At 40.7% G+C, this 13,630-nt stretch carries 13 protein-coding genes; 9 read left to right on the forward strand and 4 right to left on the reverse strand.

Translation table 11 applies throughout. The annotated features are described in order from the left end of the window. Nucleotides 1-357 precede the first annotated feature (357 nt). Nucleotides 358-693 carry a DUF6054 family protein gene (locus tag D1B31_RS12440; protein ID WP_118921116.1) on the reverse strand — a complete coding sequence of 112 codons (336 nt, stop codon included), beginning with the start codon at nt 691-693 and terminating at the stop codon, nt 358-360. 125 nt (nt 694-818) lie between these two features. On the opposite strand from D1B31_RS12440, the gene D1B31_RS24270 reads away from it, so the two are divergent. The 9 genes from D1B31_RS24270 (at nt 819) to gnd (ending at nt 9,088) form a co-directional block, all read left to right on the forward strand. Beyond that, nucleotides 819-962: a hypothetical protein gene (locus D1B31_RS24270; protein WP_158587532.1), complete on the forward strand. Its 144-nt coding sequence runs from the start codon at nt 819-821 to the stop codon at nt 960-962. A 192-nt stretch (nt 963-1,154) separates the two neighbouring features. Next, nucleotides 1,155-1,535: a hypothetical protein gene (locus tag D1B31_RS12445; RefSeq protein ID WP_118921117.1), complete on the forward strand. Its 381-nt coding sequence runs from the start codon at nt 1,155-1,157 to the stop codon at nt 1,533-1,535. After that, nucleotides 1,525-1,998, forward strand: a complete 474-nt coding sequence (locus tag D1B31_RS12450; RefSeq protein ID WP_192894776.1) for an aminodeoxychorismate lyase — start codon at nt 1,525-1,527, stop codon at nt 1,996-1,998. Before D1B31_RS12445 ends, D1B31_RS12450 begins: the two co-directional genes overlap by 11 nt. 222 nt (nt 1,999-2,220) lie before the next feature. Continuing rightward, nucleotides 2,221-3,036 carry a hypothetical protein gene (locus D1B31_RS12460; protein WP_240035255.1) on the forward strand — a complete coding sequence of 272 codons (816 nt, stop codon included), beginning with the start codon at nt 2,221-2,223 and terminating at the stop codon, nt 3,034-3,036. Then, the gene (locus D1B31_RS24865) at nt 2,961-3,362 is read left to right on the forward strand and encodes a hypothetical protein (RefSeq protein WP_240035256.1); all 402 of its coding nucleotides are present in this window, start codon (nt 2,961-2,963) and stop codon (nt 3,360-3,362) included. Before D1B31_RS12460 ends, D1B31_RS24865 begins: the two co-directional genes overlap by 76 nt. Nucleotides 3,363-3,972: 610 nt before the next feature. Further along, nucleotides 3,973-4,704, forward strand: coding sequence for a GntR family transcriptional regulator (locus tag D1B31_RS12465; RefSeq protein WP_118921119.1), 732 nt, complete (start codon nt 3,973-3,975; stop codon nt 4,702-4,704). Then, on the forward strand, nt 4,697-6,241 hold the full coding sequence (gene gntK / locus D1B31_RS12470; RefSeq protein ID WP_118921120.1) for a gluconokinase: 1,545 nt from the start codon (nt 4,697-4,699) through the stop codon (nt 6,239-6,241). The genes D1B31_RS12465 and gntK overlap by 8 nt, the downstream gene beginning before the upstream one ends. 15 nt (nt 6,242-6,256) lie before the next feature. After that, complete coding sequence (locus D1B31_RS12475; protein ID WP_118921121.1) at nt 6,257-7,603, forward strand: GntP family permease; 1,347 nt, start codon at nt 6,257-6,259, stop codon at nt 7,601-7,603. Nucleotides 7,604-7,684: 81 nt separating this feature from the next. Next, nucleotides 7,685-9,088: a decarboxylating NADP(+)-dependent phosphogluconate dehydrogenase gene (gene gnd / locus D1B31_RS12480; RefSeq protein WP_118921122.1), complete on the forward strand. Its 1,404-nt coding sequence runs from the start codon at nt 7,685-7,687 to the stop codon at nt 9,086-9,088. A gap of 605 nt (nt 9,089-9,693) precedes the next feature. Here the strand turns inward: gnd and D1B31_RS12485 are convergent. From D1B31_RS12485 to D1B31_RS12495, 3 genes are all read right to left on the reverse strand, one after another. Further along, nucleotides 9,694-10,881, reverse strand: a complete 1,188-nt coding sequence (locus D1B31_RS12485; protein ID WP_118921123.1) for an amidohydrolase — start codon at nt 10,879-10,881, stop codon at nt 9,694-9,696. A 32-nt stretch (nt 10,882-10,913) separates the two neighbouring features. Next, nucleotides 10,914-12,101 (reverse strand): M20 family metallopeptidase, encoded by a 1,188-nt coding sequence (locus D1B31_RS12490; protein ID WP_118921124.1) that lies wholly within the window; start codon nt 12,099-12,101, stop codon nt 10,914-10,916. Between the two features lie 65 nt (nt 12,102-12,166). After that, nucleotides 12,167-13,597, reverse strand: a complete 1,431-nt coding sequence (locus D1B31_RS12495; RefSeq protein ID WP_192894779.1) for an MFS transporter — start codon at nt 13,595-13,597, stop codon at nt 12,167-12,169. Nucleotides 13,598-13,630: the final 33 nt, after the last annotated feature.

Below are 13,630 nucleotides of genomic sequence, written 5' to 3' on the forward strand. Positions count from 1 at the left end.
GAATGTTGATTTCCCTGTGCTTGAAAAATAGACGGACGAATTCCCCTTAAGTTGGGAAATACCGATATTTCCCTTAAAATAAAGGGAGTTTTTCCGTTTATATCATATAAACTATTAAATTTCGCCTTATTTAGACGTATTAACGGGAATTTCTCCCCTTATATCTGCCTTTTAAGCCTCTCTTTTTGAAATAGAGGGAAATTCTCCCCTTAAAAAAAGCATGGTGAATTCCTTTATGAATTACCATGTCTTTTGCAAGTCATTTAACCTGCATTTTCCTGCACTTCAAAAAGAACCCGGGACCTTACTTTTTAAAGTCCAAAACGACAACCCGTGATTTGAAATTAATTTATGTTATTATTCCATTTGTTCTATACTATTTCGAACGATTGTCACCATATTATCTTCTGCACCGAGACTAAAGTTTACAAAAACACCTTGCCCGCCTCCAGCACCAATTGCTGATATAAAAATATTTCTTCTATAGCCTACTACAGTAAGGCTTAAGCTTGCTCTGTTTCCATTTCTCATAAAAAATTTATCAAAAACTCGAACAGCAATTTTAGTATCCCCACTATTGTAGTTGCTTTCATCAACCAATTTCATACTCATTCCACTATTACCAATATCACGTTCCAAACGATTAACCACTTTCTCGAAGTCACCGATGATTGTCTTTTCATACTTTGCCATGATTACCCAACCTCCCCCATAATAATTATTTAGAAATAGAAGTCCTTTTTCCTCTAGTATTTATCATTACTTTATCATTTAATTGGGAAATAATGTTGTTTTATTTATGCACTATTTTTGGCATAGTGAATCGTGCATTAGATGGGTTCATTCTCGCACTGCAAATTGCAGTGATCTATACTCTAGTCCGTCTTCTGTCTTGGCAAAAAGATAAAAAAGAAGCCCGAAAAATCAACGAAAAACTAAAAGCTTTAAAGAAAGATGTTTAGTTGTATAAAAATCTTCATTAAAGTCTAACCAAACCATTATTTTGAGAAATAGATTTCATACCGCCTCCTTGTTATATCCTTTCTCATTTTTTAACAACATGTTTTTTAGGGTTATTAATCGAAAAACACCCTATTTACTTGTATAATAAAAACTTGTGAGTACATATTCAACTTGAGAAGGAGGTATGATTGATGGAATGGACATTTGCCGGATTACTTGCCGTATCCGCCCTATTACTCATTGTTTCTATTCTAAGATCAACTCGTGCAGCAAAGGCAGAACATAATCAAATCGATCAGATTCATATTTCTATAATGGAAGAAATCAATGATTTAAAAAAATCAATTCGAAACATTGAGCTTGATCAAGAGGTGTTAATGAAGGAAGCAGGAATCCCACTGTCTTCCGAGGAAAAGCTTTTCATGCGTGAAGTGCTAGACTTATATGATCGTAAATATTCAATTGATAGTATTGCAGAAATGAAAAAGGTCACTCCGAGTACAATTCAACAAATGCTTGCTCCTTATCATGAAGTGAAGGATGAAGGGAGAAAAGTTGCGAATGAGAATTAACTTATTGAGTAGCTTTGCTGCCGGAATGTTACTAACAACAGCCATTTGTTCAGCTGTTTACTTTACTGCTGACACACCGAAGGCTTCCAGTAAAACTGTAAAAGTTGAACCATCTGGTGCCGAGATGAAAAGCAAGCTTGAAAAGAAAGGCTTTGTCGTCCAAACGAAAGAGGAATACGACAAGACCGTAGCGGATGCAGTTGCAACATCTTCAGAACAAACTGAGCCGGCAGAAAAGGAGTCCACTTCCAAACCAGTAACCAAAGTGATTATTAATGTTTCCGAAGGCATGACAAGTATTACCGTAGGAAGAATGCTGGTTCAGGCGGGGATCGTCGAAGATGCCTTTGCGTTTTCAAAAGATATCGAGAAAAAAGGATTAATGAACAAGCTGCGCCCCGGAGTATTTACGGTAGACAGTTCTATGAGTTACGATCAGGTCGTTTCCACGATATTTCGGTGAAATTGAATAGGTAAGTTTAGAAAATGCTGCACCAACTAAGGTGCAGTATTTTTTTATTTATCCAAAAGGTCTCCACTTTCTTCGCAAAAACAGACCCTTTACTTTATAACTTATTGTTTTTTTTTGCATCTTATTTGGCTGTGGATACAACTTACCTTTTTTCTATATACTTCCTTTCAACATTTTTTTATGACGAGTTCATAAAAAATTATTCGGAGGGAAATGAGAACGACTATGGGAACTTTATTATTAATGATCGCTTTGATTTTTGAGATTGGTTTTGCAATCTACTGTGTGGCAACGAAGGAAAATCATGCAAATCTAAAGAGTTGGATTCGGATTGCTGTATTTACTGCTTTTGCCATTCTCACAGTTTCATCGGTGATTGTTTGGAGTTTCCGCTGGGTCATGCTTGGAATCCTTTTGTTGCTGTTGGCGATAAAAGGAACCGTTTCTCTTAACCGCAAAAAACCGTATAACAAAAAATATAAAACCTCTGCTATTGTGTGGAAATCGATTGTAATGATTTTAGCGTTCGTTTTTGCACTTGCGCCTGCAGTTGTTTTTCCGCAGCATAAATCACCAAAATTGAGCGGTCACTATAAAGTCGAAACCGCTGCTTACACATATATTGATGAAAACCGAATAGAGGAATTCACCGACAAGGGGGATAACAGATTTTTGAATGTGGAATTTTGGTATCCGAAAAATGCAGATTATAACCTTGAAGTCAGCGATATGAATAAAAAAGACATTTACACAAAAGAAGAATTGTACGGAGCGATTCAAATGTGGATGAAGCTCCGGACGGATGATATGAATTTCGTCATTGATACGATCCTTCAAAAAGCTAAAAGTGACAACGACATCATTTATCAACATATCAATACTGAGAAAATTGGAGTGTCGGGCACTCAATGGGCGGGGCGGCTAGCGTTTGGCTGGGCAGAGAACGTAATGATATTAGTGCAATTGTCAATATTGATGCCCCTTTCTTTAGTGACCTTGTGTATAAGAAAGAAGTCGATGATTTTGTAGCAAGAAACGAAGCCTTTTCGGCCCCTCTCCTTAATATTTATTCTGACGATGTATGGAAACAGCTTGATAGCAACTCCAACTATGTTGCCAACAAGCCAAATAATGAAAACTTCAAAGAAGCATATTCGGTTCATTTTAAAGGCGCAAAAGATTTAAGCTTGACCGATTTACCGCTTTTCTCCCCCATCCTTTCAACCATTCTGCAAAGAGGAAAAGCAAACATTGATCCATATTATTGTATCGAAACTGAAAATAAACTCATTCTTCAATTTTTTGATACCAAGTTAAAGGGGATTGGCGATTTCAGGCCTAAAGAGACATACTGATTGTTAGCCAATCGAGGTTATAATTTATTGGAATTTATTCCAAAGTAATCTCTGGAGGGAAACTATACTTTGCATGCAAACTGGTTTCAAATTAGACTATGGCGCGAATCACAGCCTTGCACGCCATACAAACCGATTTTAGATAAGACTTTGACGCGAATCCAGGACTTGTGCGTCATGCAAACCGATTTTTAAACAAACTTTGGCGCGAATAACAGCCTTGCGCGCCATACAAACCGATTTTGGGTAAGACTTTGACGCGAATCCAGGACTTGTGCGTCATGCAAACCGATTTTTAAACAAACTTTGGCGCGAATCATAGCCTAACGAGTCATACAAACCAATTTTGGATAAGACTTTGACGCAAATCCAGGACTTGTGCGTCATGCAAACCGATTTTTAAACAAACTTTGGCGCGAATCACAGCCTTGCACGCCATACAAACCGATTTTAGATAAGACTTTGACGCAAACAACGACGATCCCTAAAATCAGGGGCTCTTTTTTTATTTTATTTTCGTGAAATACTAAATAAAAGCGCTTGCATAAATGAAAAGTTCAGTTATAATACTTGTATACAAGTATACTTACACTTTAAAGAAGGTGAATATATGGCTGAATCAACGGAATTTTTATATCCCGAAAAGTGGCTATCGAGAGCCTCAGCAGGAGACCGCGTAGCCTGTGAGCTCAGAATGAGGATTATTTCCGGCATTCTTGAAAGCGGTACCGTTCTTTCGGAAAATAAATTAGCCGCGGATTTTAATGTGAGCCGTTCCCCCATTCGTGAAGCATTAAAAATTTTGGCCTCTGAAAATATTATTCGTTTGGAAAGAATGGGTGCCGTTGTTGTTGGTTTAGGGGAAAAAGAATATTCAGAAATTTATGATGTACGGATCCTTATCGAATCGTTTGTATTTGAACGGCTTGTAAGAATGGATACGGAAGAATTGGTCATGGAACTTAGTAAAATCGTGGAAATGATGAAAGTCGCTATAAAATACCGGGATGCGGATGAGTTTTCCTATCAAGATGTTTTATTCCACGAAACAATTATTCGCTCCATCAATCATTCCTACATCCGGATGATTTGGGATAATTTAAAACCGGTAATGGAAAGTTTGATTCTTCTATCTATGCGCAATCGTTTTAAAGAAAACGCTGAAGACTTTACACGGGTCATCAACAATCATCAACTTTATATTGATGCGATCAAATTAAAAGACCGAGACCTTATGATTCAGTCATTCCATCAAAACTTTGATGATGTGCAAGAGAAAGTGGAAGACTTATATATGGCGCAACAGATGCTTTCCAAAGGAGTCGAACAACAAAATGACTAACTATATGTTAGGAGTAGACATCGGTACTACTAGTACAAAAGCTGTTTTGTTCACAGAAACAGGAGATGTCATTCAGCAAGAAAATATAGGATATCCCCTTTATACACCGGATATCTCAACAGCAGAACAAAACCCGGAAGAAATTTTCCAAGCTGTTTTGGAAGCCATTTTAAAAATAACGAAACGGCATTCTGATAAGAAACTATCATTTATTTCATTTAGCAGTGCAATGCATAGTGTAATTGCGATGGATGAACACCACCAGCCGCTGACCCCTTGTATCACTTGGGCGGACAATCGAAGTGAAGCATGGACCAAAAAAATTAAAGATGAATTAAATGGACATGAAGTATACAAACGAACCGGAACGCCTATCCACCCAATGTCACCACTTTCCAAAATCACTTGGATTGTGAATGAACACCCGGAGATTGCAGCCAGAACTAAAAAGTACATTGGGATTAAGGAATATATTTTTAAAAAGTTTTTTCATCAATATGTGGTCGACCATTCCCTCGCTTCAAGCATGGGGATGATGAACCTAAAAAAATTGGATTGGGATGAAGAAGCTCTATCCATCGCTGGCATCACGCCTGGCCAACTATCTGAACTCGTCCCTACTACCAAAGTTTTTACCAACTGTGACCCTGATTTGGCAAAACAGATTGGCATTGATCCGCAAACCCCTTTTGTCATTGGGGCAAGTGATGGCGTCCTGTCGAATCTTGGTGTAAACGCTATCCGAAAGGGCGAAATTGCCGTCACGATTGGGACGAGTGGTGCGATTCGAACCATTATTGACAAACCGCAAACAGATGAAAAAGGAAGAATATTTTGTTATGCGTTGACCGAAAATCATTGGGTGATTGGCGGCCCTGTTAACAATGGCGGCATAGTCCTTCGCTGGATCCGCGATGAGCTTGCCTCTTCAGAGGTAGAAACAGCAAAAAGACTAGGCATTGATCCATATGAAGTATTAACCAAAATAGCTGAACGTGTACGGCCAGGCGCTGATGGTTTGTTATTCCATCCTTACCTCGCCGGCGAACGGGCGCCGTTATGGAATCCAGATGTACGCGGCTCATTTTTTGGCTTAACGTTGTCACATAAAAAAGAACATATGATTCGCGCAGCTTTAGAAGGAGTTATTTACAATTTATACACTGTGTTTTTAGCCTTAACCGAATGCATGGATGGCCCCGTAACCCGAATCCAAGCAACCGGAGGTTTCGCAAGGTCTGATGTTTGGCGGCAAATGATGTCGGATATTTTCGAATCGGAAGTCGTGGTTCCTGAAAGCTATGAGAGTTCGTGCTTGGGTGCGTGTATTTTAGGATTGTATGCGCTTGGGAAAATTGATTCCTTTGAGATCGTTTCTGAAATGATCGGCAGTACTCACCTGCACACGCCCAATGATGAAGCAGTAAAAGAATACAGGAAATTGCTTCCAATATTTATTAATCTATCAAGAGTGCTAAAAAGTGAGTATACGGAGATTGCAAAGTACCAAAGAGGTTTACTAAATACGACCAATTAAGCAGGGGGAATTAAAATGCCATTAGTTATTGTCGCAATAGGAATTGTCGCATTATTACTCTTAATCATGGGCTTAAAGTTAAACACATTTATTTCATTAATCATTGTATCGTTTGGGGTTGCTTTGGCACTTGGCATGCCGCTAGACGAAGTTGTTAAAACGATTGAGGCCGGATTAGGCGGAACCCTTGGCCATATCGCATTGATCTTTGGACTTGGCGCGATGCTTGGTAAGTTAATCGCTGATTCTGGCGGTGCCCAGCGAATTGCCATGACCCTTGTGAATAAATTCGGTACGAAAAATACTCAGTGGGCTGTATTAGTTGCTTCATTCGTTATCGGTATTGCGTTATTTTTTGAAGTCGGACTAGTATTATTGATTCCAATTGTGTTTGCAATCTCAAGAGAATTAAAGGTTTCTATTTTGTCTCTAGGGATTTCAATGACAGCAGCTTTATCGGTTACACACGGTTTCTTGCCGCCGCATCCGGGGCCAACTACGATTGCCGGGGAATTTGGGGCAGACATTGGTGAAGTGTTACTTTATGGATTTATCATTGCTATACCTACAGTCATTTTGGCTGGACCTGTATTTACGAAAATTGCTAGAAAACTTGTTCCTGATTCATTTACAAAAATGGGCAACATTGCTTCATTAGGTGAACAAAAAACATTTAAACTTGAAGATACACCTGGGTTTGGCATCAGTGTATTCACTGCTTTACTCCCTGTTATCTTAATGTCCATTGCGACCATTATTACTTTAATGCAAAAAACAATGGGCTTTGAGGGAAATGCCTTACTAGACGCAATCCATTTTATCGGTGAAGCTGGTACCGCTATGCTGCTCTCCCTACTATTCGCTGTTTATTCAATGGGGATCGCAAGGAAGATTCCAATGAAGAATGTCATGGAATCTTGCACACAAGCCATTTTGCACATTGGTATGATGCTGTTAATTATCGGCGGCGGCGGAGCCTTCAAACAAGTATTAATCAACGGCGGTGTTGGTGACTATGTCGCTGAATTATTCAAAGGAACTGCATTGTCTCCAATTTTACTTGCCTGGATCATCGCTGCTATCTTACGTATTGCGCTAGGTTCTGCAACTGTTGCAGCCTTAACTACAGCTGGTTTGGTCATTCCAATGTTAGGCCAATCAGACGTAAACCTTGCGCTAGTCGTACTAGCAACAGGAGCGGGAAGTTTAATTGCTTCACATGTTAACGACGCTGGTTTCTGGATGTTTAAAGAATACTTCGGTTTAAGTATGAAAGAAACTTTTGCAACCTGGACGTTACTGGAAACGGTTATTTCAGTAGCTGGATTAGGATTTGTATTATTACTAAGTTTATTTGTATAAGCATTTCAGGCAGTAAATCCCCTATCTTTTTTAAGTGTGGGGTTTTACTGTCTATTAATCTAATAGTAGGAGCAGGATAACATGTTAAATACAATAGGTGTCATTGGTTTAGGAGTAATGGGCAGCAACATCGCTTTAAATATGGCTAGTAAAGGTGAACAAGTTGCAGTTTACAATTATACAAGAGATTTAACCGACGAGCTTGTTGGGAAATTGAATGGAGAATCAATCCAACCATACTTTACAGTTCAAGATTTTGTTCAGTCCCTCGAAACGCCAAGAAAGGTTTTTTTAATGGTGACCGCAGGTAAACCGATTGACTCCGTAATCGAAGCGTTAATCCCTCATCTTGAAGCAGGCGATATCATCATGGACGGCGGTAACTCCCATTACGAAGATACGGAGCGCAGATATGATGAGTTGAAGGAAAAAGGAATCGGTTATTTAGGAATCGGGATTTCTGGCGGTGAGATCGGGGCATTACAAGGACCCTCCATTATGCCTGGCGGAGATAAAGACATCTATGAAAAAGCAGCTCCGATTTTTACAAAAATCGCGGCCCAAGTGAATGGAAACCCTTGCTGCACGTATATCGGCCCAAAAGGAGCCGGTCATTTTGTAAAAATGGTCCATAACGGGATCGAGTATGCAGATATGCAATTAATCGCGGAAGCCTATACGTTTTTAAGAGAAAGACTACACCTATCGGTTGATGAAATTGCCTCTATCTTTGAAACGTGGAATCAAGGTGAACTGAAAAGTTATTTGATCGAAATTACCGCAGAAATTTTGCGCAAAGAAGATGAATTGACAGGTTTGCCGCTAATCGATGTCATCTTGGATAAGGCCGGCCAAAAAGGCACAGGTAAATGGACAAGCATCCAAGCGATTGATAACGGCATACCAGCATCCATTATTACCGAGTCGCTATTTGCCCGTTACATATCGGCTTTAAAAGAGGAACGGGTTCATGCGGAGGGGATTTTAACAGGACCGGCTAATTCTCAGAACCATTTAGATAAAAATGAGTGGATAGACTACATCAGACAAGCATTATATATGGGAAAAGTGTGCGCCTACGCCCAAGGATTTACTCAATTTAAAATGACTTCCGAACTTTACGGATGGAATTTGCCTCTAAAGGACATTGCGCTTATTTTCCGCGGAGGTTGTATCATTCGCGCAGATTTTTTAAATGTCATAAGCGAAGCCTATCAAGAACAGGCAGATCTTGCGAATTTATTAATTTCGCCATACTTTGCAGAAAGAGTGCAAGACTATCAAATGGGGCTGCGTAAAGTTGTCTGCGAAGGAATCAATGCTGGTATTTCATTCCCTTGTTTAAGTGCTTCCCTTAGCTATTACGATAGTTATCGAACAGGTATCTCGAATGCGAATCTTTTGCAAGCACAACGTGATTATTTTGGCGCCCATACGTATGAACGACGTGATTTGGCAGGAGTTTTTCATACCAACTGGCAATGATGACTATTTTACTAAGGAAAACGGGTTGAGTTTGGACAAAAAATAGCCCGGTTCAAATATATCGGAAGATTTTACAACTATATAAAATCAATTTAATTTTCGTACATTGCCGTTGATTTGCGCTTCACAAAGGAAAGCTTCAGAGAATAATCATCGCAGGGACAGGCGGTTTTTGCCTGTCACGAGGCACTTCGCTTTCCGCGGGGCGTCAGTGGAGCCTCCTCGGCGCTTTAGCGCCTGTGGGGTCTCCACCTTGCCGCTACGTCCCGCAGGACAAATAGCTTCCTCGAATGGGCTTTGCACGAAGGAAATGCGTAGCATTTTCGAGGAGTCTTCGTGCCTTCCGCTCCAATCAACTGATGTTATATTCTTTAATTTAGCCTATATATATCAATAAATTTTTGAGTATATCAGAAAATTTCATTGGGATATCAATAAATTTTTCGTTTTATCCGAGTCTGTCAAATTTCCGTCACAATTCCCCTTCCCTTCAGGAACGGAAATGAACCGGCAAGCGCCAACACATACAGAAAAAGACACCAAAGGAAGAGGTACTCACTCCTCTTCCTTCCTTTACTTATTTCAACCGCAATCCAACTAACCTGTTATTCCCAGCCATAGTACCCGCAAACGACATATCCGACTGCTTTTGCTGCGACAATAAGCGCATCTTCATCAATATCGAATTTCGGATGGTGATTGAAGTAAGGTTTTTCGACACCTTTTGGAATTGCGCCAATGTAAAAGAAGCAGCCAGGGATTTTTTCTAAATAGTAGGCAAAGTCTTCAGATGGTGACATCATTGGGTATTCCATCACCTGCTTAATATCCGGGTCATTCGCCGCTTCAAGACTTGCCTTCACTTGTTCGGTAACCTGTGGGTCATTATATAATGGCGGATAATCAGAGGTATAAGTTAACTCACATTTCACATCAAATTTGACTTCGACCCCACTGACAATACGGCGGACTTCTCTTTCAATGATCTCTTTTGTTTCCCCATTCATATAACGAATGTCACCCTCAAGTTCGACCCGATCTTTAATGACATTAAATGTGCCTTTCCCGTCAAAAGAACCGATTGTGATTACGCCCATATCAAACGGATTGATTCTGCGGCTAATCACTGTTTGAATTGCGGTGACAAAATAGGAACCGGCGACAATTGCGTCATTTGCCATATGCGGGGATGAACCATGGCCGCCTACGCCTTGGATTCCTAATTTAAAATACGACCTGCCGGCCATCGAGAAACCGCTGTGGTAACCTATAACACCGGGTGGATGCATTGGAAGTAGATGAATCCCAAAAATATTGTCTACATCGTCCAAGATTCCGGATTCTACAATGCTCTTTGCTCCTCCTGGCGGTTCTTCTTCGGCGTGCTGGTGGATAATTTTAATCGTGCCAGGCAATTCGTCTTTTAATTGAATCAGGCAATCAGCAAGGACTAATAAATATGCGGTATGCCCATCATGGCCGCATGCATGCATAATGCCTTCATTTTTCGATTTAAAGGGAAGCCCCGTTTCTTCAACGATTGGTAGAGCGTCAAAATCAGCCCGGAGGCCAATTGTTTTTCCTTGTTTTCCTCCCTTAATCGTCACGATGATTCCATAGCCATTCCCAACATTTGATTGGACTTCTACGTCTTTTCCTTTATAGAAATCCAAAATATATTGGGCTGTTTTTTCTTCTTTAAAAGATAATTCGGGGTTTTCATGTAAATGGCGGCGAATCTGAATCATTTCCTCTTTACGGGCTTCCAGCATCTCCATTAGTCGCTTTTTCATGATTATTCCCTTCCTTTTTCCATGCTCCGGCTCTACTCTAGCCCATAATAGCTGCAAACGACTTGTCCAACCGCTTTCGCGGCGACAATCAGGCAATCCTCATCAACATCAAATTTCGGATGATGATTGAAATAGGCGTTCTCAACCCCTTTTGGTTTACAGCCAATATAAAAGAAGCAGCCCGGTATTTTTTCTAAATAGTAAGCAAAATCCTCAGAACCGGAGAGCATTGGGTATTCGCCAACTTCCTTAATATCTGGGTCATTCATGTTTTCCAGCGCGGCAACGACATCTGCGGTCACTTTCGGATCATTGTATAGCGGCGGATAATCGAACGTATAATCAAGCGTACATTTAACGTCAAATTCGACTTCAATCCCTTTGACGATCCGCTCTACTTCTTTGGCGATTAACTTTTGATTTTCAACGGTCATATAACGCACATCACCTTCAAGCTCCACGCTGTCTTTAATTACATTGAAGGTTCCTTTGCCGTCGAATGAGCCGATGGTTACGACGCCGTGATCAAACGGATTGAGCCGGCGGCTGATGACTGTTTGAACAGCCGTAACAAAATAGGCGGAAGCGACAATTGCATCATTGGCCATGTGCGGGGAAGAACCATGGCCGCCAACACCTTGTATGACCAATTTAAAAAAGGATCTTCCGGCAAGTGAATAACCACTATGGTAGCCGACATATCCCGCAGGATGGGTAGGGAAAATGTGAATGCCATAAATATTTTCTACATCGTCCAGCACCCCCGATTCGACAATGCTTTTTGCACCTCCGGGAGGTGTCTCCTCTGCGTGCTGGTGAATAATTTTAATCGTACCAGGAAGTGAGTCCTTTAATTGAATCAGACAATCGGCAAGGATGAGTAAGTAGGCGGTATGGGCATCATGTCCGCATGCATGCATGACGCCTTCATTTTTTGATTTAAATGGGACATCTGTTTCTTCCACAATCGGAAGGGCATCAAAATCGGCGCGAAGAGCGATCGTTTTTCCCGCCTTGCCTCCTTTAATGGTCACAATGATTCCATATCCGTTCCCTACATTTCTTTGTACCTCAACATCCTTCCCCTCGTAAAAATCTACAATATATTGGGCTGTTTTTTCTTCTTTAAAGGACAGTTCAGGATGTTCATGCAAATAGCGGCGAATTTCAATCATTTCATCTTTCCGTGCTTCCAACATTTCCATTAATTCTTTTCTCATGTCCTTGGTCTCCTTCCATTTAGTAGAACTTGCAGCGCCACAATTCGTGGCGCGCAAGCTTAAAATTATTCCGTTACAGGGGTCGGCTGCCCTGTCGGCCGGACTGATTTTTCACCTTTTTTTCCACCTTTTTTACCTGGAATAAAAGCTAGGATGGAAAGTAATGAAAGAACCGCAAAGACAACATTTGTTATAATTCCCGCTGCTGCCGCCGATTCCAAGCTTGCAACTGAATTAACCCCACTATATACAGCTGTTGAAATGGCCACACCGAATGATCCGCCAAGGGAACTTGCCATTTTATATAACCCGGAAGCTTCTCCTATCTTATTACCCGGTGCACTCGAAACCGCGGTATCTGTTGATGGGGTTGCGTAAATTCCAAGCCCGATCCCGAAAGTAGCAAATCCGATGAAAACGACAACTGTATACACAAATCCTGGCAGGAACGTTAATCCCATGACTGCTACACCAATAGCCGTTAAAATTGAACCCCAAACCATCGGTGCTTTTGCGCCGGCTCTTTGCAATATTTTTTCACCTACGCGAATCATCGCGAGTACTGCCACTAGATAGCCTAGTGATAACATCCCTGCTTGGAATGAGGTAAATCCGCGTCCAACTTGAATATACGTATTCGCAATCACAAGCGTTCCCGCAACGGCATTTAATAAGAAGTTAGAAATCGTCGCGCCTGAATATGGTTTATTTTTGAACAAAGAAAAATCAATTAAAGCATGTTCTTTCTTTTTCTCCACGCTTATGAAAATAATTAAGCCAATGATAAAGACTGCTACAAGGCCTAAGGTTAATGGGCTTGTCCAGCCGAAATCTTTTCCGCGCGTGATGACAAGGTTTAAGGCAAGCATCGTGACGATAAAAATCGCCAGTCCACCAAAGTCAAAGTTGAATTTACCTGACTCTTCTCCTTTACTTTCCGGAGTATCTTTAATCAGCCACATGGCGAGCAGGGCAAAAACAATTGAAAAGATGAAAATCCATCTCCACCCCAAATAAGTAGCGATAGCACCGCCAGCAAAAGAACAAACTCCTGATCCCCCCCAAGATCCGATGGACCAGTAACTCAATGCGCGCTGACGCTCAGCTCCTTCGAAATACTCTTTCATTAACGCAATTGTGGCAGGCATAATACATGCACCTGAGAGTCCTTGAATGACACGTCCAATAATTAAAAGAGCTGCTCCGTTTGCAAGAATTAAACAAAGCGACCCAATGATGCTGAAAATTAATCCTAAATAGGTTAGTTTCTTTCGACCAACCTTATCAGCAATTCCGCCGGCAGCCACGATAAACATCCCAGAGAATAATGCAGTCAAACTAATGCCGACATTCACCATCCCAAATGATATACCTAAATCCTTTTGAACCGCTGGAACGACGTTAACCATTGACTGGGCAAACAGCCAAAACGTAATAACCCCAAACACTATTCCAATGATCAATTTATTGGTCCCTTTATAACTAGCTTCCATGATGAACCTCCTTTTATAGCATCCCTTTATTTATTT

It is taken from the genome of Neobacillus notoginsengisoli (assembly GCF_003515685.1).
Lineage (GTDB): Bacteria > Bacillota > Bacilli > Bacillales > Cytobacillaceae > Bacillus_D > Bacillus_D notoginsengisoli.